Genomic DNA, 21,393 nt, shown 5'->3' with positions numbered 1-21,393 from the left:
GGGAGAATACAGATGCAAAAGTCTTGGTGGTGTTCCAGCAAAAGTTATAAGGAAATTAGCATCAATCAACTAAACGTAAATTGCAGAACCCCTATTTTAAAGACCAGCCTCAATCAGTTGCCACTGCACCTCAAACCGTTCCTGATAGTCGAGTGAGGTCCAGGTTGACTTGAAACTGGGCAACGTAAACACAGAAAACGAAGCCAGGATTGCTTCGGATTTTCGAAGTTTGGGGTCGTTGAATTGCATTAACTGATCAATGAACTTCATGGAGTCAAGGAGCACTAATTTTAAAATGTGAGGATCAGCCTCAACATACGTCGCATTTAAAGCAAACATTCCGGGAGTGTCCTGGTATGCTTGCTTTTTTGCATTGACGAATTGCCACAGCCACTCGTGTAACAAGGATTTTGGTGGTTGAGGGTCATCTGATAAATGGATATTCTGGATGATTGTGGTGTTAAACCAGTCCAGGGCGACAGCGGTTAGAAGGGCTTCCTTATTTTTAAAGTGTTTATAAATTGCACCATGGGTGATGCCAATCCGATCGGCAACTTCAGTTAGGCGAACGTCGGTACTATTTTTTTCTTGAATGAGTGTTTGCGTTGCAGCAATTAATTTTTCTTTTGTCGTTTGCATGAGATTTTACCTCCTAAAAGGATTATAGCAGAAAAGGTAACAATATTTGATTTTTGTTACTTAGTTCGATATACTCGACCCAGATTTTAAAATGATGCCAGTTGGAGGTACAGCATGAAAGCAGCTCAAATTAGTCGATATTCAAAACAAATAGATGTTGATGTCAATGAAATTTCAGTTCCCAGTATTAAGGCAAACGAGGTTCGGGTCAAAGTTAAGGCGGCCGCAGTGAACCCGCTTGAAATGTTGATTATGTCTGGAAGTATTCGATTAATTCAGGATTATAAATTTCCCCAGACGCTCGGAAATGAAATTTCAGGAATCGTGGACCAAGTGGGTGCAGCTGTCTCTGAGTTTAAAAAGGGAGATTCAGTTTATGGGCGTTTACCAGCGTCCCAGATTGGCGGATTTGCTGACTATGTTGCCGTTAATGCGCAAGCAATTTGGCACATGCCCCAGAATTTAGATTTTGATCAAGCTGCAGCAGCACCTTTGACAGGCCTAACTGCTTATCAGGCGTTCCATGAAGAACTTCGCGCACAATCCGGTGAGACCGTGTTTATTCCAGGCGGATCTGGTTCATTTGGTCAAATGGCGGTTCCAATTGCAAAAGCCATGGGATTAAAAGTGATTGTGAGTGGAAGCGGGCGAGCAAAGGAAGAAATGCTGGCGATGGGCGTCGACACTTACCTTAATTATAAAACAGAGAACTATTGGGAGTTAGTATCTGATGTTGATTATGTCATCGACACACTTGGCGCAAATGAAATCGAGCGGGAGCTTTCAGTCCTTAGACCGGGTGGAAAGCTTGTGTCGCTGAAAGCGGGTCCGAATAAGCAGTTTGCTGTTTCAAATCATTTTTCTTGGTGGAAACAACTCCTATTTAGTCTGGTCGATTCAAAAATAGATAAATTAGCCAAGAAAAGCGATGTGGAATATCGATTTATTTTTGTCCGTGCAGATGGGAATCAACTTCGAGAAATCACAAAAATAATTGAAGAAAATGACATCAAACCTGCCGTTAATCCACGAGAATTTAAAATCCAGGATATTAATGAGGCTTTGAATCTAGTGCGAAAGGGATCAGCAAATGGAAAGGTCATCATTAAATTTTGAAATAAAAAAAGCAATCAGCCTCATCAGCCAATTGCTCTAAAGTGACGATTTAAATTAAAGTGCCCAAGCTGACATGCCCTGTGCATTGTAAAGTGCAACAGCTGCGTCAACCTGTGTTTCAACTGAACCACTACTAATGTGCATGTTTTGGAATAAACCATAAGCACCACTAGAACTGTTACGAACAGTTGGTTGCCAGTTTGATTCACGAGTGATGATGGTGTTCCATGTTGATGAAGAAACGCCAGTCCGTGATTCCATTTGACTTAAAACATAGCTCTTTAAGTTGCTACCAGTGTAAGATGTTGAACTTGAAGAGGTAGTTGTCTTTGTTGAGCTAGTTGTTGTCTTAGCAGTTGTGGTCTTTTTTGCAGTTGCTTTGCCATCAATTGATAATTTTTCACCTGGATGAATCATGTGGTTCTCAATGCTGTTAATTTTTTCAAGGTGGTTAATCGTTGTGTCGTATTTTTGTGAGATTGCCCAGACAGAATCGCCAGCCTTAACGGTGTAAGTGGTGTCTGCGGAAGCACTTGTTGTGCCGGCAATGAATAGGCCTAAAGCCGCTGCGGTAGTTGCAATGATACTCGTTACTAATTTTTTCAAAATAGATACGCTCCTGTGTTTTAGATTTAATCAACATTAACCACACTAACAGCTGCACATTACCCACATATATCATGCATTTTAAGAAAGTATGACAGATATGACAAAAAACGACTATATGTCATTATTTTAATATTGTTTAGATTGACAACATATAGATGATGATCTATATTTAACGTATAGACGTCTATCTATACAGCAAGGAGACTATCATGAATTACGAAAATTACGGCCAGATGCTCAAGGCGATGGCAGATCCAAACCGATTAAAGATCATCGATTTGCTTTCGTGTGGTTCACTATGTGCTTGTGACATTCTAGATCATTTTGATTTCACTCAGCCAACACTTTCCCACCATATGAAGGTGTTACAGGCTGCTGGGATTATCAGTGCACGAAAAGAAGGCAAGTGGCAACATTACACTTTGAGGCCAGAATTTATTGACCTATTTAAACGGGATACGGATACGCTTTTAAATGCGAGTGAGCATTGCGTGTGTGATGATGGGCCACTTCAAGAAAACGATTCAAGAAAGGGCGTACTTACTAATGAAAAAGATTGAATTATTTGAACCGGCTATGTGCTGTGCTACAGGGGTTTGTGGCCCTTCTGTCAATCAAGATTTATTAAGAATTACCTCTGCTTTTGAGGCTTTAAATGAAGATGCAGGCATCGAAGCAAGACGTTACAACCTCAGTCAAAATCCAAAAATATTTACACAACGGCCAGAAATCTTAGCTGAAATCCAAATTAACGCAGACTCAGCTTTGCCGATTACCGAAATTGATGGTGAAATTGTTAAAACAGGCAGCTATCCAACAACGGCTGAATTATCTGATTACACCGGCCTTGCATTTACATCAACGAATAGAGGTTAAACCAATATTTTTTTGTTTGATATATAGATGAGTGTGAATATATTAAACATCAATAAATTGTTAAATTCAGGAGGAACAAAATGATGCAAAAGTATGTTCCAGAGAATGAAAACTTAACGCATTACCTATTTTTCACCGGTAAGGGTGGTGTAGGGAAAACGACGACAGCTAGTGCAACGGCAGTTCAACTCGCTGATGACGGTAATCAAGTTATGTTGGTTTCTACTGATCCTGCCAGTAATTTACAAGATGTTTTTGAAACTGAGCTAACCAATAAACCTAAGTCAATTAAGAATATTTCGGGGTTATATGTCGCTAATTTCGATCCAGTGGTTGCAGCTAATGAATATCGAGAAAGTGTCATTGGACCTTACCGTAACGTTTTACCTGAAGCTGCACTTAAGAATATGGCAGAACAATTATCGGGATCGTGTACAGTTGAAATTGCTTCTTTTAACGAATTTTCCAACTTTTTAACTAGTCCGGAAATTGCTAAGCGATTTGACTATATTATTTTTGATACAGCGCCTACGGGTCACGCCCTTAGGATGCTTCAATTACCATCGGCTTGGAGTGATTACCTAGATAAAAATGATCGCGGGGCATCTTGCCTTGGCCAGTTAGCTGGTATGGGTGAGAAGAAGGCAACTTATGCTAAGGCCGTTGAAACACTGAATAATCCAGATTTAACGACGCTAATGTTGGTCACACGACCACAACGAGCTTCCTTTATAGAGGCGGCACGAGCTTCTAGGGAATTGGCTGATATGGGTATGAAACACCAGCAAGTCATTGTGAACGGAACCCTGCTAACTCATAATGATGAAGCTTCGCAGGCTATATTTGAACAGCAACAGGCTGATTTAGCGAACCTTCCTCATCTGCTCCAAAATTATCCTATGTCCGAGGTACCTTTGCGTGCCTATAACGTGACTGGTTTAGATAAGATTCGATTGCTACTAAAAACTAAACAACCTGATATCCAATCTGTAGAAGTCTATGATTATCAGTATCCCACCCTTGATAAAATTGTTGCTGATTTAGTGGCAACTGATAAGAAAATTATTTTTACGATGGGTAAAGGAGGAGTTGGCAAAACAACCGTTGCCGTTCAAATTACGAAAAAGTTGGTTGCTCAAAATAAAACGGTTCATTTGGCGACTACTGATCCAGCAGATCATTTGAATTTCTTTAAAACTGCTGATCCAGCAATTACCATTAGTCATATTGATGAAAAGCGGGTTTTAAAAGATTACCAGGATGAAGTTATGGAAAATGCGCGAGCAACAATGAATTCGGACGATGTAGACTATGTGGCAGAGGATTTACGATCACCCTGCACCCAAGAAATTGCGGTGTTTCGTGCTTTCGCCAATATTGTCGCGCAAGATGATAGTGATGTCGTTGTCATCGATACCGCACCAACGGGACACACACTATTGTTATTAGATTCAACACAAAGTTATGCAAAAGAAGTAAATCGGAGTGCTGGCGGTGTTCCACAATCAATTGTTGACTTATTGCCACGCTTACAAGATCCAGATCAAACAGAGATTGTGATGGTAACTTTGCCAGAAACAACACCGGTATATGAGTCGATGCGGCTAAATGATGACTTGAATCGGGCACATATGGCTCATACCTGGTGGGTGGTTAATCAAAGTATGCTGGCGACACAAACAACTAATCCATTTTTACAAGCTCGTGCCCAAAATGAACTAGAATGGATTGAAAAGGTGAAGGATATTTCGAATAATCACTTTGCCGTTGAGCAGTGGCAACCCAATTTTGAGGATAAACTTTTAAAAATCTAATTTATTAAAAAAAAGACTAAAGATCAGGGAAAAAATCCCTGATCTTGGTGATTAGGAGGAGTTATGCAAGTCTTCTTTGCAGTTTTTATATTTTTATTGACGTTACTTTTTGTAATTTGGCAGCCAAAGGGGTTATCAATCGGCTGGGCAGCGATTGGCGGCGCAATTTTAGCATTACTATTCCGAGTGGTGACATTTAGGGATGTTGGAACCGTCACTGGAATTGTGTGGAATGCCACGCTATCCTTTGTTGCCATTATCTTAATCTCACTTATTTTGGATGAGATTGGTTTCTTTGAATGGGCAGCATTACATATGGCACGATTAGCAAATGGACATGGAGTGCGAATGTTTATTTTAATTGCCGTGTTAGGCGCAATTGTTGCTGCTTTATTTGCGAATGACGGAGCCGCCTTGATTTTGACGCCAATTGTTTTGGCCATGGTTCGCGCACTGCATTTCGATGAGAAACAGATTTTTCCGTTCATTATTGCCAGCGGGTTTATTGCTGATGCAACATCGTTGCCCTTAGTCGTCAGCAATTTAGTTAATATTGTTTCATCTGATTTCTTCGGCATCAGATTTCCTGAATATGTGTTACGCATGTGGATTCCAGATCTTTTCTCACTAATTGCGAGCGTCAGCATTTTATATTTGTACTTCCGTAAAGCGTTACCGAAGCACTACGACGTCAGCCAAGTAGCGGAGCCCAAATCGGCTATTAAAGATTTAGGGTTATTTAAATTTTCCTGGGTTGTCCTTGCGGCATTATTGATTGGCTACTTCAGTAGTAGTATTTTCAATATTCCAGTATCCTTTGTTGCGCTCACGATTGCTTTTATTTTCTTAATTGTGAGTCAACGAAGTCCACATGTCGATGCGAGAACTGTTATCAAGGGAGCCCCGTGGAACATCGTCTTCTTTTCAATCGGGATGTACGTTGTTGTTTACGGCCTTCAAAACGTTGGGCTGACTGCGCTACTTGCAAGTGCTATTGCTTGGATTGCTTCCGGTAGTCGGTTTGTTGCGACCATGGGAATGGGTTATTTGGCGGCATTTTTATCGTCGGCAATGAATAATATGCCAACCGTCATGATTAATGCGCTATCCATCAAGGGGGCAAACGTCACTGGGCTAATGCATCAAACATTAGTTTATGCCAACATTATTGGTTCTGATTTAGGACCGAAAATTACGCCAATTGGCTCATTGGCAACGTTGGTTTGGTTACACGTTTTGGCGCAAAAGGGTGTCAAAATTGCTTGGGGAACTTACTTTAAAATTGGTATCACTATCACCATTCCCGTTTTGTTCATTACCTTGTTGGGATTGTGGATTTCACTGAGTTTCTTTGGGTAAAAAGGGAATAGGAGACATAAAAGATGAAAATTACGGAATTGACATTTTACCGGTGACATTGCTTGATGGAGAAATAGTTAAGCAGAAAAATTATCCAACTCTAACAGAATTTTCTAATTATTTACAACAGAATTTAAGCCGAGTAAAGGTGCAATAATCAACTTGAAGGGGATTAATTAAATGACCAATACAGAAAATCTATTAATCATCGGCGGCAGTGATGCTGGAATTTCTGCTGCTTTAAAGGCCAAAGAGCTTAAGCCTGAGCTACAAATTAAAGTGCTGTTAGCTGATGAATATCCAAATTTATCAATTTGTGGGTTACCTTATGCCATTAGCAAAGAGGTGCCAGATTGGCGTTCGTTAGCACATCGAAATTTAAAAGAATTAACCTCAAACGGAATTGAGTTTCAAATGAACACAACCGCTGACAAAATTGATTCAAGCAAACATCAAGTGCTAGCTCACACGTCAGATGGTGAATCACTCACTTTTCGATATGATTCCCTAGTGGTTGCAACTGGGGCAAAGCCAAAATTATCAGGTATCACTGGCATTGACTCGGTTTACGTTCAACAATCGGCAAGTAACATTCGAGTTTTGCATACGATGGCGGACTATTTTACAATTGAAGAGAAGCTGTCGACAAAAGAGGTGCAAAACGTTGCAATTGTTGGCTCTGGATATATTGGAATTGAAATGGCGGAGGCAATGAAAAAGCGCCAGTTAGCGGTTACTATTTTTCAACGGGGCGCTGAAATATTATCAACGGTTGATCCTGATTTTGGTCAACTCGTACATGAAAAATTTTTTGAAAATGAAATCAACGTCGTCACCGGGCAAACAATTTACAAAATTAATGAAAGCAACGGAATCGTTACGGTGACTGGAATAGACGAAAACCTTGAAGAGACAATTTCTCATTTTGATTTGGTTCTTGTAGTTGTTGGTGTAACGCCAAATGCAGACTTGTTAGTTGAAGCTGGGGCTGAGATTGGATTTTCCGGATCTATTAAAGTTGATTCACACATGAAGACATCGTTACCTGATATTTGGGCTGCTGGCGATTTAATAGAGACCAAACATCATTTGTTAGGAACGACATATTTGCCGTTAGGAACCACTGCTCATAAGCAAGGACGAGTGGCTGGCTTCAGTGTTGCGGGAGTATCACATGCTTTCAGAGGGAGTGTTGGAACACAGGTGCTGAAAGTGTTTGATTTAGTGGTGGCACGTACAGGTTTGTTGGAGAATGAAGCTAAACAAGCTGGATTTTTACCGCTAACAGTAACAGCTGAGGTGGATGATCATAAGGCATATTTTCCGGGGGCTCATAAAATTAAAATTAGAATTACAGGTGATCGAAACACAGGCCGACTTTTAGGCGCACAATTAGTGGGTTGGTATGGTAGCGAGGTTGCTAAACGAAACGATATATTTGCAACAGCTATTTTTAATGATATGACCGTTTCCGATATTAGTGATTTAGATTTATCATATTCTCCTCCCGTTGGCTCACCGTGGGATGCAGTGCAAATTGCAGCACAAAATTGGGAACTTAAAAATAGTGAAAGAAACTAAAAAAAGCTATTCCAAAAAGGAATAGCTTTTTAATATTATTCATTAAATTTTGATGCTGCCACTTTCTTACAAAATTCAGTTTCGTCAAAGTGGTCAATAATCTGTTTTAAATCTTCATAATTCAAACTAGCGCCGAACAGGGGACTACCAGGTTCGGTCATGATGCCATCTGCCAGGTTGTAGTGAACGATTTGATCAAATCCCATGGTATCAACAAACTGGGCGACTGTATCAACGGCCTCATGATTATCACCAGTGATGAACAATGCCTTACGTTTGGCGTCTCCCTTAGCGTGAGCTTCCTCTTGCAGGTTGTGGTAACCCATGTGGTTAAAACCCTTCACGATTGTGGCGTCTTTGAAATAGGCTTGAACCTGTTCACTGGAGGTTGAGTCGGGTGATAAAACTTCCTCACGAATGCCATCGGTTTCCCACCAGTAGTTGGTTGCATCGATGACAAGCTTGTTCTTAAACAGGCCAGCATCAATGTTTCGATAACGACTCAGTGGGATAGCGAGAATAATGATGTCACTGTTGGCAACAACTTCTTCATTCTCGGCGGCGATTGCACCTGGGACAAGCGTCTTAATGGTTAGATCAATTTTTTCGGTTGAACCAGAGCCAGAGATTCTGACTTCATAACCGGCATTTAATGCAAGACCGGCAAGGACGATTCCAACTTTACCAGCACCAATAATACCAACTCGTTTAATGGTCATTATTTTGCGGCCTCCTTTTCAGTCAAGATTTCCTTAACTCGGGGGATTACTTTAGTACCAAATAGTTCAATCATGCGTTCTCTTTGAGCTGCAGTCTGGTTACCAGCACCGTAAACTAAATCAAAGCGGCCTAATCCAAGTAAATCGATGGTTCTGGCAATTCGTTGGGCAACAACTTCTGGTGTCCCAACGTAGAATGAACCATTCTTAGTTTCGCCATCAAATTGTTCGCGACTCATTGGTGCCCAGCCCCGCGTTAATCCAATTCGGTCAAAGTTGGCTTTAATGTTCTTGAAAGCAACTTTTTTGGCATCGTCGCCATCATCAGCAATGAAGCCGTGTGAGTGAACGGCAATTGGATATTCAGGCATATCATACTTTTTAGCTGCTTGATGATATAAATCAATGTAGGGTTTGAAGCGATCAGCTTGGCCACCAATGATGGCAAGAATCACTTTGTAACCGAAGCGAGCTGCTCGTATGATTGACTCAGGAGAACCGCCGATTCCGATATAGGTTTCGAGTTCGCCTTTTTCAGTCTTAGGATAAACTTCCTGATTTTTAAGTGAGGCACGGAATTTACCTGACCAAGTAACGGGCGTTTCTGCCTGTAATTTTTTATAGAGTTCTAATTTTTCGTTGAATAAATCGTCGTAATCAGTTAAATCATAGCCAAATAATGGGAATGATTCAGTAAATGACCCTCGGCCAAGCATTACTTGAGCACGGCCATTTGATAAACCATCAAGCGTTGCAAAGCGCTCGTAAACGCGGACGGGATCGTCGGAACTTAACACCGTTACAGCGGTTGCTAACTTAATGTTTTTAGTGACCGATGCGATGGCGCCTAAAACAATTTCCGGACTAGACACACTGTAGTCTGGTCGATGATGTTCACCAACACCAATGACGTCAATCCCGTATTGATCCGCAATTTCACCTTCATGAATAATTTGACGAATTGATTCTGCTGCAGTTTTAACGCTACCATCTTCATTAGCAACAATGTCACCGAACGTTTCAATTCCGAATTCTAATTTATTGATGTCTACCATATTTATGTGCCTCCATTTTTATGCTTACTTTTTGTAAGTGGATATCTAATGAAATGAGAATATCTGATTTTGACCCAGAAAGCAAGCGGGAACGCTTATTTTTGTTTGATCGTTAGTTTGGGCATATTTCTTTTGCACATCCGTGTAATTTGATACGCTAAAATTAAACGAACAACAACGGAGGCACAATCATGGATATCCCAACCTTAGCCAAGTATTTAGCCAAATGGAAGCTGACACTCACAAGCGCTGAAAGCCTGACAAGTGGTACCTTCCAAACTCATTTGGCAGCGACGCCTGAAGCACACGACATTTATCCTGGGGGGTTCATTACGTACGCAACTGAAGCAAAAACCAAAATTCTGGGCGTGCCGGAAACCGTGATCGATAAGTGTGGGGTGGTGAGCGAGGAGGTTGCCAAGAAAATGGCGCAACAGGCGCGTAAATTAGCCGGCACTCATTTTGCATTGGGATTTACTGGGGCTGGGGGACCAACGCCGCTGAATGGTGAACCGGTGGGAACAGTATGTATTGGTGTCGCGGATCGAAACACATCAATTGCAAAAACGTACCATTTCAAAGGCGACCCTGAGTCGATCATGGCACAGAGCCGGCAGGCGGGTGTCGATTTGTTAGTGAGCTACTTAGCAATTTAATGAAGAAAAGAGCAATCTCGCCGTGAGATTGCTCTTTTATTAGAAAAAATTAACTTTTGATAATTAAATACGCTATACTTAATAATGTGTTATATACATAGTCGTTTAATAATTATTTAGAAGTGGTGGAAAATATGGAGAATAAATTTATCGCAATTATCAATTGGATATTGGGAATTGTGTTTTTTGTGACGTTTGCGGGCGTACTTGTTTCAGATAACCTGAATGGGTTGATTATTGGTGGCGGGTTGTTCGTCTTACTTTTGTTGGGTGCCGGACATTGGGCTCTGCGAAAGCGCCAGATTAATCTTAAGGCAGTCAAATGGTTAAGCACCAAATGGACCTTTATGATCCTTGTTGGAATCTACCAAATTGTTTTATTGGTGGCCATCGCGGGCGAGACTGGATTTGATTCTGGTATTGTCAAGTGGGCGGCAGCCAGTCCCTCAATTGAGGGCGGATCGTATTTAGCTAACTACTTTTCACAGTATCCCAACAACCTCATGTTGATGTTCCTGGAACGTGGCATTTACCACATTAGTCAAGGACTCAACATTACGAATTTTATGATTACGCTGGACGTTGTGAACTTAGTTTTAATCGATATTGCGATTTTCTTGATTGCCTTGATGTTGAGAAAGTACTTAAAATCAGCCATTTTAGGGACAATGATTCCACTGGTTTTACTCATTTCACCATGGATTGTTGTCGTATACTCTGACACGTTTGTTCTACCTTTTGTAGCAGGAATGGTTCTGTTGCTGAGTTTGATTGTGACGAGCTGGCAACAGGAGCAGGAATCGTGGCTACGGCTCACTTGGCAATCTGGTTTGCTCGGAATTGTATCCTGGGTGGCATACGAGTTGAAGCCGACTGCTATCATCCTTTTAATTGCAGTGGTGGTAGAACTCATTTTAGTCGCTATTTTTGCCCGTTCAAAGCTTAATTGGAAAGCGGTTGGGTTAACGTCATTATTGACAATTATCTTATTTGGCGTTTACCAGATTGCGGGTCAATCATACGTTAAGCAACAGTAATTTATTGGCATTAATCCCAATCAAAAGCAATTACCAAGCCATTTCATCATGATGGGAATGAATAAACAATCAACGGGTGGCTATTCACAGGTTGATTACGAGTACAGCATTAGTTTCCCAACTTTAAAACAACAACAAAAATGGAATATGAAAGTGATTCGTCAACGCCTCGGTAATTTTGGTATTTTCGGATATGCTGGGTTCTTAATTAAAAAGAACTACACAAACACGAGCGACGGAACCCTTGGCTGGCTCAAGGAGGGACAATTCTTTAGCAAATCGAATTATGATCATTATCATTTTATTAGAACCTTCTTTTATCCATACGGTTCTAACTTGAGAATTTCATCGACAATTTCTCAAATTATTTGGATTACAATGTTTGCGGGAATTCTATTTAGTTTCTTTGATAAGTCGATGATCATGCGAATTCTTCGAATGAGTGTTTTTGGAGCCATTCTATATTTGCTGATATTTGAAGGCGGCCGTTCACGATATTTAATTCAATTTTTACCAATGATTTCGACGCTGGCTGTTGTTGGTTGGCATGAATTTAATGCCTTAATCAGGGCCAAAAAATGGCTTCATTATCATGGCGATGAACGATATCTCTTTCTTGGGTGGAAGTGATGACACAATTGCAATCAAACGGAAAGAAGATGTCAATTTTGGAGGAACGCGGGAATAATTTGACGATTGTTGTGCCTTGTTACAATGAAGAGGCTGTCGTTGAGGAAACGACAAGACAGTTATCAATTATTTTAGATAAATTGAGTGGTGAACACCTGATTGGGGAAGGCAGTCGAATCCTCTATGTCAATGATGGCAGCCAGGACCGTACTTGGGAATTAATTGAAATGTTAATGAAGAAAAATAAGTATGTGACTGGGATCAAGTTTAGCCGTAATTTTGGGCACCAAGATGCCTTGATTGCCGGATTGACCGTTGCCAAGGAGCATGCGGATATGACCATTACCATTGATGCTGACTTACAGGATGATGTTAATGCAATCCCCAAAATGGTGCAGGACTACGCAGAAGGCAAGGACGTTGTTTATGGCGTTCGGAATAATCGGGAAACTGATACGTGGTTTAAGCGAACAACTGCAAAGCTTTTTTACCGATTGATGGCAGGCTTTGGCGTCAAAATGGTTCCAAATCATGCTGATTTCCGGTTGTTAAGTCGCCGAGCAATGGTGGGCCTTTTGAAATATAAGGAAGAAAACCTCTTTTTAAGAGGAATTGTGCCGTTAGTCGGTTATCCAAGCTCAAAGGTTTACTATGCTAGAAAATCCTGATTTGCCGGTAAGACGAAGTATCCACTCCGAAAAATGCTGAGTTTTGCGGTTGATGGCATTTCTTCCTTTTCAATTGCCCCAATTAAAGCAATTCTCTATCTTGGTACGATTATTGTCCTCTTGAGCCTTTACTTAATGATTTATACGATTATTCAATGAATGGTGGGTAACACGACGGCAGGTTGGTCATCCCTGATGATTTCCATTTGGTTTTTGGGTGGCGTACAGCTGGTGTCATTGAGCATTATTGGTGAGTACGTTGGAAAAGTCTTTACAGAGGTAAAACATCGTCCTCGATTTGAGATTGAGACTGATTTTTATTCAAATCAATTTAAATAGAGCAATTCAAGGCAAATCATGAGAATGACGCGCCTTGGATTGCTTTTTTGGATACATGTCGGGTAAAATAGAACGAAGAGTTCAGTAAACCGGTTTAATGAGAGACTGATTAGTCCCATTTGTACATCACGGGTAAGTGATTTAGAATGGATACACTGACTCAAAAGCAGAGGGAGGCTTGACGATGAGATACTGGATTGAAACAACACTTTTAAGTATGGGATTTTGGCTGACTTGGTCATTAATTCCACTTATCGTCGAGTTGATACCTGCCTTTTTAAAAGCAATCAAACTCCTTTTTACTCAGTTTAGAAAGCACAAGTTAGATATTCCAGATAAAATGCCAATGATTTCCCTGATCGTTCCCGTGTATAATTCGGAAGAAACATTGTTTGAATGTATTCAATCGATTGCGAATTCGACATATCCATCTAATTTAATTCAAATTATCCTTGCTGATAATCAAAGTACGGATGATAGCTTTGGGGCTTTTGCACACGCTCAAAATGAATTTAAGGATTTGCATATGCAGCTCATCCATACAGAAAAGGGTAAAGCAAAAGCCTTAAACTTTGCTATTTATGAAAGTATTGGCACCTATATTATTAACATCGATAGTGATGGCATTCTTGAAAAGAACGCTTTAATGAATATGGTGCTGCGTTTTGAAAATGATTATGACGTTGCTGCGATGACGGGAACGATACTGCCTCAGAAGAAATTAATTCAGAGCACATCTAACCTGTGACATCGCCTCTTACAACGAAACGAATATTTTGAGTATGCTCAAGCCTTTTTGGTGGGACGAACCATTGAATCCGATAGAAATGAGCTATATACGATGTCTGGCGCCTTTTCTGCTTTTAGAAAAGAAGCGTTGATGTCAACGTTTCTGTACAGTACGTCGACAGTTGGTGAAGACACAGATATGACATTTCAGCTGAGAGATCGGTTGAAGCGAAAGGTCATTCTTTGCCCAGATGCCATTTTTTATGTGGAGCCAATTGAGAATCTGGGTGAGCTCTATACCCAACGCCAACGGTGGCAACGGGGTGAAATTGAAGTTGATCATAACTATTCAAATAGTGTTGAATTAAAGCACTTTTTTAAAGATTTTTTGGTCAGACGAATGGTGATTGACCACACATTTTTGTTTCCTAGGATGATTTGGATATTCGCGAGTTTGGTCTTATTAATGCTCAATTATTCGCCTATTCTATTAGGGATGTCGTACGTCATTATCTACATTTTGTACGTATTTATGGAGCTAATGAACTTGATCTGTTCGCAGTTAATGCTCCGCGACTTTACGGAGGAACGCCATTTCTTCTTAAAACAAGGGTGGGTTGCTTTCACGATGCCAATCTATAACTTCATTTGTGCTTGGATTCGGTTTGTGGGAATTATCAACAGTATGACAAAATCATCAAAATGGAATTCTCAGAATTTTGACGATGAACGGCACAACTTGGGTATTGTCTTTAAGGACGACTTTGAGAAACTAAAAAAAAGAGGTAAGTAATAAAATTGGCGACTGTAAAGCATTCATATAAAATTATTTCCTACGTTAATGCGAGTCATGCAATGCGCTGGGAAGGTGGAATGGGTAAGTAACATAACCATACTTGGGAAGTTATATGTGAAATTCATACTCGAGAAAATGAAATGGTCATCTTTAACGACATGGAGAAATCTGTGAATGAAGTCTTATCTTTAATTAACGGAAAATTTTTGAACGATTTGGCCTATTTCGAAACGGTAAATCCCAGTGTGGAAAACGTGACGGTCTACTTGTTTAACCTAATCAGAAAAGAACTAAAGAAAATTCATGCCAGACTATCTCGAATTGAGGTTGGAGAATCGCCAACTCGGTTCTACTGTTTGTCAGTAGATGAGGATGAATAAGAATAAGTGAGGAGCGGCAAGCAGCATATGACGAATCGGTTTTTTCGATTTAGCAATCGAGCAATGTTAATCCTTTTTAATATTTTTTTCTTTCTCGCATTGATTTTTGCGATAACCTCGCCAAACCTAATTTTAGGGGACAATAAAATTACTGGAGCTGGGACCACGATGGTAACGACCTTTTTCATAGTTATTTCGATCGTTCTAATTCTGTCAGTTATCGTTTACCCGAAAGCGCGCCACTATTTTTTGTTAATTTTCGTCAAACATCAGAAACTAACGGCGGCCATTTGTTTAGCTCTGGTGGTTTGTTGGCAGATTATTTTCGTTCTGAATGTTCACCCGGCGATTGGATTTGATGCGGGGGCCATTCATGAAGGCCTGATTAACACCCAGGATATTGAGTTGCGAACCTATTTTGGCTTGTACTACAACAATATGGCATTGCTCCTTATTCAACATGCGCTGGCGACGCTATTTTCAACGACTTCTTGGCTCTTTTTTGATCTGATGACCTTATTGGTTGTGGATCTATCAGCTGTTCTTATTTTGTTGACAATCTTGTTATTAGATAAGAAACGGATTCCGTTGGCGATGTATATCGAATCAGCATGGCTACTGCTGTTTCCAACCATCATTATTCCCTATACGGATGCGTGGGTGTTACCATTCGTTTCTGGATATTTACTGTGTTACGTGGCACTGAAAAATAAAAAGTTCAAATTATGGCAACGTTCCGTGTTTGCAATTTTATTTGGATTATTAGTTGCCGGCACTTACTTCATGAAACCTTCCGCCATTGCGCCGGTAATTGCGATTGTTCTAATAGAAGTCATTTATTGAACAAAGGATCATCAAGTTAATTTAAAAGACTTTCGTAATAGCCTCGGGAGAAACAATTTGCCTAAGTGGGGATTGCTATTGCTCTGTGTTGTCGCGCTGGGAGCTGGTTATTTTGGAGGTAAGCAAGTAACCAACAATCAGAATTACATTGTGGTGAACCGGTTGCGGGCAGTTCCAGCTATCCATTTTATTAGTATGGGTGTCTCGGGAGACGGTGGGTACAATCCCAAGGATGCATTAAAAATGGGAGAGTTACCGACTGTTAAAGCGCGATCTGACTATTCTAAAAAGTTGCTGGTTAAACGGCTTAAAAAGCTAGGACCAGTAGGCTACGCAAAATTTTTAATTTTAAAGCATCGAAATAATACGGCTGATGGAACCTTTGCTTGGGTCAAAGAAGGTCATTTTATTAATGAAAATCCAACGCCTCAGGAAACTGGTTTTTCAGGATTTCTTCGACAATTTGTGTACTTGTATGGGACTCATCTAGGAGATTTTAGATATATCTCGCAAGTTTGGTGGGTTTTCTTACTCGGGTTGGTTGCTTTTGGCTGGCACAATAAGCAGAAAATGACACAACTATTCCGTCTCGCTATACTGGGTGGATTTGCTTACCTACTGCTGTTTGAAGGTGGACGGAGTCGTTATTTGATTCAGTACTTGCCCGTTATAATTTTACTAGCGACGATGGTGGCGAACGATTCGCGAAAGTTCTTTGTGGGCTTGAGTAAGATAGCACTTAGAGAACACAATGACCTGAAATGACTTGCAAATAAGTGCTCTAATTGTCTTAAAATCAAACGAACGAGTAATTAATGTAAAATAAAAGGTGTATACTGTAGTTGACAAAGCAAAAGGTATGTGGTTGTTCGATTATATAAAAAAGACACGACTTTTATTTAGGGATGGGGGTCATCTAAATGAGAAATGCAATGAAAAGAATTTTGAAATTAGGATTAACGATTTTAGGGACCGTTATGTTTGCTGTGACTATTGCAGCGATTGCACATCCCGTTTCGGTTAATGCATCATCAATATCTATTGATGGAAATTACGATGATTGGCAAGGTGCTTCACAGACCTTGTCTACTTCGGGGTATTCAACTTCGGTAATAACAAGCAATGATGAAATTTACTTTCATATTAGCTCGACTCAACAAAATTATATTCCTTATGGGTTTAACCTGACTGTTGGTCAAAATACCTATTTTGTGAACCTGAATGCTTACACGCCGCCTTACGGAGAAACGAAACAATATACAATTTCATCGGCTGATTCAAATTGGCAGAAGAAAAATTCTAATGTTGGCTCAGTCGAGTATTCAGCTAACGAAGGGCCAAATTATATCTGGCATTCGGTTGAATTAGAGGGCCAGATTTCAAAGACGGCTCTTGGCGATACTGATGGTGATCAAACTGTCTCGATTTCAAGCTCAGAACTCAGTCCGCAACCAATAGTCGCTGAAAGTAATGACTTTTCAACGCCTTTTGACACGGCGACGACGGTACCTGATGATACGACCACAACTGATAGTGACGATTCTAGCGCTGCTCAGCAGGTTTTAAATGGTGAGGACACACCCGCTAAAGATAAAAATTTAGCAGAGAACAACAACATCAGCGGTGACATGAATATTAGTATTGATGGTGCTTTCTCCGATTGGGATAGCATTACGAAATCAACGATGACTTCTGACGGTGACAATGACAATGATAAGCAAGTCGCAATGGTGACTGATAAAAAGAACGTTTACTTTTATGTTGCAATGACGCCTAAATTACAAGGTGGTTATACCGATTTTCAGGCTAGTGGTTACAAATTGAAAATGGGTGGACATACCTATGACATATCTTTAAATAATCATGGTTCAGTATACCTAAATGTTGGCGAGCAAAAGGTTGTACCAGTTGATATCTGGGACGCGGCTACAAATACAGATGCGACTGTGCAAGATGGTGGTGGAGTAAGTCGACAGAACATCACATAAAAGAATGGTGATGGGTCGGATTACGCAGGAACTGGTTACGTATGGGAAGTTAAGATTCCATTTGATAAACTTGATGGGATAACAAAGACTGAGAACCAAACGATTACCCTAGAGAATTCCAATCTTTGGAGTGGCGAGGTCATGACCACCAGTGGTAGTACAGGTCCCGTTGTACTCGCCGGAGTTGGATTTGCAATTGCCATTCTAGCCGTTGTTAGTGTGACTGGAACCCGTAAAATAAAATTAGGTAGAAAAAACGGAGACCATTAAATGAGCATTTTTCAAATAATTGGCGCAGTTGTCTGGTTATATGCCCTTTCAGTATTAAAGCGTTCAAAGCTATACGCATTCTTCTTTATTGTTGGTAGCGTTGGGCTCTTTTTTATTTTGATTACATTAAGTGATCCCTATTGGATCTGGTTCTTTACCCATGCCGTCATGCACGGAATTGGTTGGCTAGGCTCGTTAACCCATATGAGTGAGATTATGCCAAAGTATGGATTAGTTAGCATTTATAATTCGACGTCACCCGTCACGATGATGATTGATTATGAGTGTTCCGGCATTATTGAAACAACGGCCTTTGTCAGTTTGGTTGTTTTTCTACCAATTCTATAATCGGTTTGAAAAGGCATTTTTCGTTATTGTTGGGGTAATCTGGATTTACGTGGCGAACCTGATTCGTTTGATGAGTGTCATTATACTCGTTCACTTTTTTGGCGCCGATATTTTCTTCTTTGCCCATTCAATTTTGGGACGAATCATTTTCTACGTCCTCATTATCAGGCTCTATTACAACGTATTTACCTTCTCCCAAATCTCACACAGTCTATATCGAAGTGTTAACAAGATGATTTTGCAAGCTTGGCATAAGCTAAAAGAGCGTTTTGGAAATGACAGAAAAAACCAATTAAATAAGAAATAACGGACAATCTCTTAATTGGAGATTGTTTTTTTGTCTCCACTGTTTACAAACGTAAACATAGGGTGTATATTTAATTTGTGGATTACAAATGTAATCATAATAATTCTATATTATACATAAAAGGAGATCTTTCATCATGGATAAAATATTAGTTGCCGTTATTGCAGTACTTTTAATTGGGTTTATTGTTTGGTGGTTCTTTGGTAAGCACGTTACAAAGGCAGTGACTGCTGATGTTGAGTCCGATGGTCAAAGTGTGGATGTCGTTGTGAGTGGTGGCTATTCACCGGCAACCGTCGTCCTAAAGCAGGGCATTCCAGCAAAAATTAATTTTAACCGGATAGATCCCTCAAGTTGTTTGGAACAAGTGGTCTTTGAAAAATTCGGGATCAATGAGTACTTACCACAAAATGAAAACCATTCAATTGAAATTGATACAAGTAAAGCGGGTGAATATGACTTTGCTTGCGGCATGAACATGTTCCACGGAAAGGTGGTCGTGAAGTCATGAGTATTCGGAATCGATTCATTTTCTCATTAATCGTTTCAATTCCAATCCTAATTAACATGATGATGATGCCGTTTGGCTACGAGATTCCAGGAGGCGTTTGGAGTCAGTTCCTGCTGACCACGGCGATTATGTTGGTATCTGGTCGAGGCTTTATTCAAACTGCTTGGGCATCATTTAAACATCATCATGCCAATATGGATACACTGGTTGCGATTGGTACTCTGACGGCTTATCTCTATAGTGTTTACGCGATGTTAAATAACCAAGGCGTCTTTTTTGAAGATGCAGCCGTGGTGATTACGCTAATCCTATTGGGACAGGTATTTGAAGAAAATATGAAACATAGCGCATCGGGTGCAGTTGATAAACTTCTTAATTTGCAGGCTAAAAATGCTGAAGTTTTACGTGATGGCAAAATGGTGACGATTCCACTATCAGAAGTTGTTGTGGGGGATATATTGCGCGTTAAGCCAGGCCAAAAGATTGCAGTTGATGGCGTCATTACTGAGGGAAATTCAACAATTGATGAATCCATGGTCACGGGTGAAAGTATGCCAACTGAAAAGAAGGTTGGTGATGCGGTTATTGGATCAACCATGAACAGTAATGGAACCTTCATGTTTAAAGCAAGCAAAGTTGGTGACGATACGTTATTAGCTCAGATTGTTGAAATGGTTAAGAAGGCCCAATCTAGCCACGCACCAATTCAAAAAGTAGTCGATAAAGTTGCGGACATATTTGTTCCCGTCGTTCTAATAATTGCCATTCTGACCTTTGTTGTCTGGTATTCAATCGTGGGGGCAAGTGCGGTCAGCACAATGCTGTTCACTGTTTCAGTGATTATTATCGCCTGTCCTTGTGCACTTGGAATCGCAACACCAACTGCGTTAATGGTTGGAACTGGTCGCAGTGCAAAGATGGGAATTTTAATCAAAAATGGTGAAGTTCTTGAGGCTGTTAACACCGTTAAAACGGTTGTTTTTGATAAGACAGGAACGATTACGGTTGGTAAGCCAAAAGTGACTGACATTATCGGTGATGAGAACCAAGTCCTCAAAATTGCAGCAGCGCTTGAGTCTGCTTCAGAACATCCACTTGCGACCGCAATTTTAGATAAGGCAAACGAAAAGAATATTGAAGACACCAACCTCCAAAACTTCCAAGCAATTGAAGGTAAGGGTGTTCGTGCGCAAGTTGACGGACAATCAGCATTCGTTGGAAATGCCAAACTATTAGAAGATAGTAAATTGTCAGCTGAGTTACAGGCGCAAATGACCCAACTTCAAAATGAAGCGAAAACGGTGGTAGTTGTCGGTTTGAATGGTGACATTATCGGATTAATTGCTATTCAGGATGTCCCCAAGCCAAGTTCCGCCGTTGCAATCGCAGCCTTGAAAAAGGCTGGGATGCGGACGGTAATGCTAACAGGAGATAACCAGCGGGTTGCCCAAGCAATTGCGGATCAAGTTAAAATCGATGAAGTTATTGCCGACGTCTTGCCAGGTGATAAGGCAGACCATATTAAGAAACTACAGGAGCAGGCACCGGTCGCATTTGTTGGCGATGGAATCAACGATGCTCCAGCATTGACAACTGCTAATGTTGGGATTGCTATGGGTTCTGGAACGGATATTGCGATTGAATCGGGCGGAATCGTTTTGGTTAAAAATGACTTGATGGATGTCGTCCGGGCCTTGGAATTGAGTAAAAAGACCTTTAATCGAATTAAATTAAACTTATTCTGGGCGTTTATCTATAATTCACTCGGTATTCCGGTTGCAGCAGGCGTCTTTTTTGGCCTTGGTTTAGTACTCAGTCCAGAGTTAGCCGGATTGGGAATGGCACTTAGCTCACTGTCAGTTGTCGCTAGTTCTTTACTCTTGAACAAGACAAAACTCGCAACGGCATAACGAATAGAGGAGATTTCAATGGAAAATCAAAATTCAAAAAAATCGGCATTAGTCACGAGTGTTGTGGCGGTCGGCTACGTCATCGTGGCAATGATTGCTGGCATCATTTTAGCGGGGATTATGTAAATAAGTGGATTGTGACTGCAGTGAACCGGCTGCAGTCTTTTTCTTGTCTTAAAAAAGCCACCATGTTACGCTAGCGTTAAATACAGA

At 40.5% G+C, this 21,393-nt stretch carries 18 protein-coding genes and 5 pseudogenes; 19 read left to right on the top strand and 4 right to left on the bottom strand.

Going from position 1 to position 21,393, the window contains the following annotated elements:
* Positions 1–96: 96 nt before the first annotated feature.
* Positions 97–639, bottom strand: coding sequence for a TetR/AcrR family transcriptional regulator (locus FD44_RS01820; protein ID WP_010620213.1), 543 nt, complete (start codon positions 637–639; stop codon positions 97–99).
* A 114-nt stretch (positions 640–753) separates the two neighbouring features.
* Between FD44_RS01820 and FD44_RS01815 the strand changes: the two genes are divergently transcribed.
* Entirely contained in the window at positions 754–1,755 is a 1,002-nt protein-coding gene (locus tag FD44_RS01815) for an NADP-dependent oxidoreductase (RefSeq protein WP_010620212.1), read from the top strand.
* A gap of 54 nt (positions 1,756–1,809) precedes the next feature.
* Here the strand turns inward: FD44_RS01815 and FD44_RS01810 are convergent, their stop codons facing one another.
* The gene (locus FD44_RS01810) at positions 1,810–2,361 is read right to left on the bottom strand and encodes a LysM peptidoglycan-binding domain-containing protein (RefSeq protein ID WP_010620211.1); all 552 of its coding nucleotides are present in this window, start codon (positions 2,359–2,361) and stop codon (positions 1,810–1,812) included.
* Between the two features lie 212 nt (positions 2,362–2,573).
* Between FD44_RS01810 and FD44_RS01805 the strand changes: the two genes are divergently transcribed.
* The 6 genes from FD44_RS01805 to FD44_RS01785 all read left to right on the top strand — a co-directional run bounded on the left by FD44_RS01805 (position 2,574) and on the right by FD44_RS01785 (position 7,994).
* Positions 2,574–2,924: an ArsR/SmtB family transcription factor gene (locus tag FD44_RS01805; RefSeq protein ID WP_010620210.1), complete on the top strand. Its 351-nt coding sequence runs from the start codon at positions 2,574–2,576 to the stop codon at positions 2,922–2,924.
* Complete coding sequence (gene arsD, locus FD44_RS01800) at positions 2,911–3,240, top strand: arsenite efflux transporter metallochaperone ArsD (protein ID WP_010620209.1); 330 nt, start codon at positions 2,911–2,913, stop codon at positions 3,238–3,240. Before FD44_RS01805 ends, arsD begins: the two co-directional genes overlap by 14 nt.
* An 83-nt stretch (positions 3,241–3,323) precedes the next feature.
* Complete coding sequence (arsA, locus tag FD44_RS01795; protein ID WP_010620208.1) at positions 3,324–5,054, top strand: arsenical pump-driving ATPase; 1,731 nt, start codon at positions 3,324–3,326, stop codon at positions 5,052–5,054.
* A 63-nt stretch (positions 5,055–5,117) separates the two neighbouring features.
* Positions 5,118–6,413, top strand: coding sequence for an arsenic transporter (locus FD44_RS01790; RefSeq protein WP_010620207.1), 1,296 nt, complete (start codon positions 5,118–5,120; stop codon positions 6,411–6,413).
* Positions 6,406–6,570 carry an arsenic metallochaperone ArsD family protein gene (locus FD44_RS10810; protein ID WP_081484027.1) on the top strand — a complete coding sequence of 55 codons (165 nt, stop codon included), beginning with the start codon at positions 6,406–6,408 and terminating at the stop codon, positions 6,568–6,570. The genes FD44_RS01790 and FD44_RS10810 overlap by 8 nt, the downstream gene beginning before the upstream one ends.
* Positions 6,571–6,593: 23 nt before the next feature.
* Positions 6,594–7,994 carry an FAD-dependent oxidoreductase gene (locus FD44_RS01785; protein ID WP_010620206.1) on the top strand — a complete coding sequence of 467 codons (1,401 nt, stop codon included), beginning with the start codon at positions 6,594–6,596 and terminating at the stop codon, positions 7,992–7,994.
* A 35-nt stretch (positions 7,995–8,029) separates the two neighbouring features.
* On the opposite strand, the gene FD44_RS01780 is transcribed toward FD44_RS01785, so the two are convergent.
* Both FD44_RS01780 and FD44_RS01775 read right to left on the bottom strand, forming a co-directional pair.
* Complete coding sequence (locus FD44_RS01780; protein ID WP_029327580.1) at positions 8,030–8,716, bottom strand: NADPH-dependent F420 reductase; 687 nt, start codon at positions 8,714–8,716, stop codon at positions 8,030–8,032.
* Positions 8,713–9,768 carry an LLM class flavin-dependent oxidoreductase gene (locus FD44_RS01775; RefSeq protein ID WP_010620204.1) on the bottom strand — a complete coding sequence of 352 codons (1,056 nt, stop codon included), beginning with the start codon at positions 9,766–9,768 and terminating at the stop codon, positions 8,713–8,715. Before FD44_RS01775 ends, FD44_RS01780 begins: the two co-directional genes overlap by 4 nt.
* Positions 9,769–9,959: 191 nt before the next feature.
* Between FD44_RS01775 and FD44_RS01770 the strand changes: the two genes are divergently transcribed.
* From FD44_RS01770 to FD44_RS01720, 12 genes and pseudogenes are all read left to right on the top strand, one after another.
* Positions 9,960–10,424, top strand: coding sequence for a CinA family protein (locus FD44_RS01770; RefSeq protein ID WP_010620203.1), 465 nt, complete (start codon positions 9,960–9,962; stop codon positions 10,422–10,424).
* Between the two features lie 134 nt (positions 10,425–10,558).
* A complete protein-coding gene (locus FD44_RS01765) occupies positions 10,559–11,461 on the top strand; it encodes a glycosyltransferase family protein (RefSeq protein WP_010620202.1) in 903 nt (300 codons plus the stop codon).
* Positions 11,462–11,518: 57 nt separating this feature from the next.
* Complete coding sequence (locus tag FD44_RS01760; RefSeq protein WP_010620201.1) at positions 11,519–12,091, top strand: glycosyltransferase family protein; 573 nt, start codon at positions 11,519–11,521, stop codon at positions 12,089–12,091.
* 29 nt (positions 12,092–12,120) lie between these two features.
* Positions 12,121–13,098 (top strand): annotated as a pseudogene (locus FD44_RS01755) (glycosyltransferase family 2 protein).
* A 184-nt stretch (positions 13,099–13,282) separates the two neighbouring features.
* A pseudogene (locus tag FD44_RS01750) lies at positions 13,283–14,620 on the top strand (TIGR03111 family XrtG-associated glycosyltransferase).
* A gap of 5 nt (positions 14,621–14,625) precedes the next feature.
* Positions 14,626–15,003 (top strand): annotated as a pseudogene (locus tag FD44_RS10285) (6-carboxytetrahydropterin synthase).
* 27 nt (positions 15,004–15,030) lie between these two features.
* A complete protein-coding gene (locus FD44_RS10670; RefSeq protein WP_235786625.1) occupies positions 15,031–15,846 on the top strand; it encodes a hypothetical protein in 816 nt (271 codons plus the stop codon).
* Positions 15,847–15,903: 57 nt separating this feature from the next.
* On the top strand, positions 15,904–16,611 hold the full coding sequence (locus tag FD44_RS10665) for a glycosyltransferase family protein (RefSeq protein ID WP_235786624.1): 708 nt from the start codon (positions 15,904–15,906) through the stop codon (positions 16,609–16,611).
* A gap of 155 nt (positions 16,612–16,766) precedes the next feature.
* Positions 16,767–18,104: pseudogene (locus FD44_RS01735) on the top strand (Firmicu-CTERM sorting domain-containing protein).
* Positions 18,105–18,759 (top strand): annotated as a pseudogene (gene xrtG, locus FD44_RS01730) (exosortase family protein XrtG).
* Between the two features lie 136 nt (positions 18,760–18,895).
* Positions 18,896–19,270, top strand: coding sequence for a cupredoxin domain-containing protein (locus FD44_RS01725; RefSeq protein WP_010620195.1), 375 nt, complete (start codon positions 18,896–18,898; stop codon positions 19,268–19,270).
* Positions 19,267–21,180: a copper-translocating P-type ATPase gene (locus FD44_RS01720; protein WP_010620194.1), complete on the top strand. Its 1,914-nt coding sequence runs from the start codon at positions 19,267–19,269 to the stop codon at positions 21,178–21,180. Before FD44_RS01725 ends, FD44_RS01720 begins: the two co-directional genes overlap by 4 nt.
* The last annotated feature ends 213 nt before the right edge of the window (positions 21,181–21,393 follow it).

The sequence above is a fragment of the Secundilactobacillus malefermentans DSM 5705 = KCTC 3548 genome, assembly GCF_001436395.1.
Lineage (GTDB): Bacteria > Bacillota > Bacilli > Lactobacillales > Lactobacillaceae > Secundilactobacillus > Secundilactobacillus malefermentans.
The sequence above is the reverse complement of the archived record's forward strand: the minus strand, read 5'-3'. Positions and strand labels throughout refer to the sequence as shown.

Coding starts and splice junctions, on each gene's coding strand:
- FD44_RS01775 (WP_010620204.1), bottom strand. CDS start 9,768: ATGGTAGACATCAATAAATTAGAATTCGGAATTGAAACGTTCGGTGAC.
- FD44_RS01770 (WP_010620203.1), top strand. CDS start 9,960: ATGGATATCCCAACCTTAGCCAAGTATTTAGCCAAATGGAAGCTGACA.
- FD44_RS01785 (WP_010620206.1), top strand. CDS start 6,594: ATGACCAATACAGAAAATCTATTAATCATCGGCGGCAGTGATGCTGGA.
- FD44_RS01720 (WP_010620194.1), top strand. CDS start 19,267: ATGAGTATTCGGAATCGATTCATTTTCTCATTAATCGTTTCAATTCCA.
- FD44_RS01815 (WP_010620212.1), top strand. CDS start 754: ATGAAAGCAGCTCAAATTAGTCGATATTCAAAACAAATAGATGTTGAT.
- FD44_RS01820 (WP_010620213.1), bottom strand. CDS start 639: ATGCAAACGACAAAAGAAAAATTAATTGCTGCAACGCAAACACTCATT.
- arsD (WP_010620209.1), top strand. CDS start 2,911: ATGAAAAAGATTGAATTATTTGAACCGGCTATGTGCTGTGCTACAGGG.
- FD44_RS01765 (WP_010620202.1), top strand. CDS start 10,559: ATGGAGAATAAATTTATCGCAATTATCAATTGGATATTGGGAATTGTG.
- FD44_RS01805 (WP_010620210.1), top strand. CDS start 2,574: ATGAATTACGAAAATTACGGCCAGATGCTCAAGGCGATGGCAGATCCA.
- FD44_RS01725 (WP_010620195.1), top strand. CDS start 18,896: ATGGATAAAATATTAGTTGCCGTTATTGCAGTACTTTTAATTGGGTTT.
- arsA (WP_010620208.1), top strand. CDS start 3,324: ATGCAAAAGTATGTTCCAGAGAATGAAAACTTAACGCATTACCTATTT.
- FD44_RS01760 (WP_010620201.1), top strand. CDS start 11,519: ATGAATAAACAATCAACGGGTGGCTATTCACAGGTTGATTACGAGTAC.
- FD44_RS10670 (WP_235786625.1), top strand. CDS start 15,031: ATGACGAATCGGTTTTTTCGATTTAGCAATCGAGCAATGTTAATCCTT.
- FD44_RS01790 (WP_010620207.1), top strand. CDS start 5,118: ATGCAAGTCTTCTTTGCAGTTTTTATATTTTTATTGACGTTACTTTTT.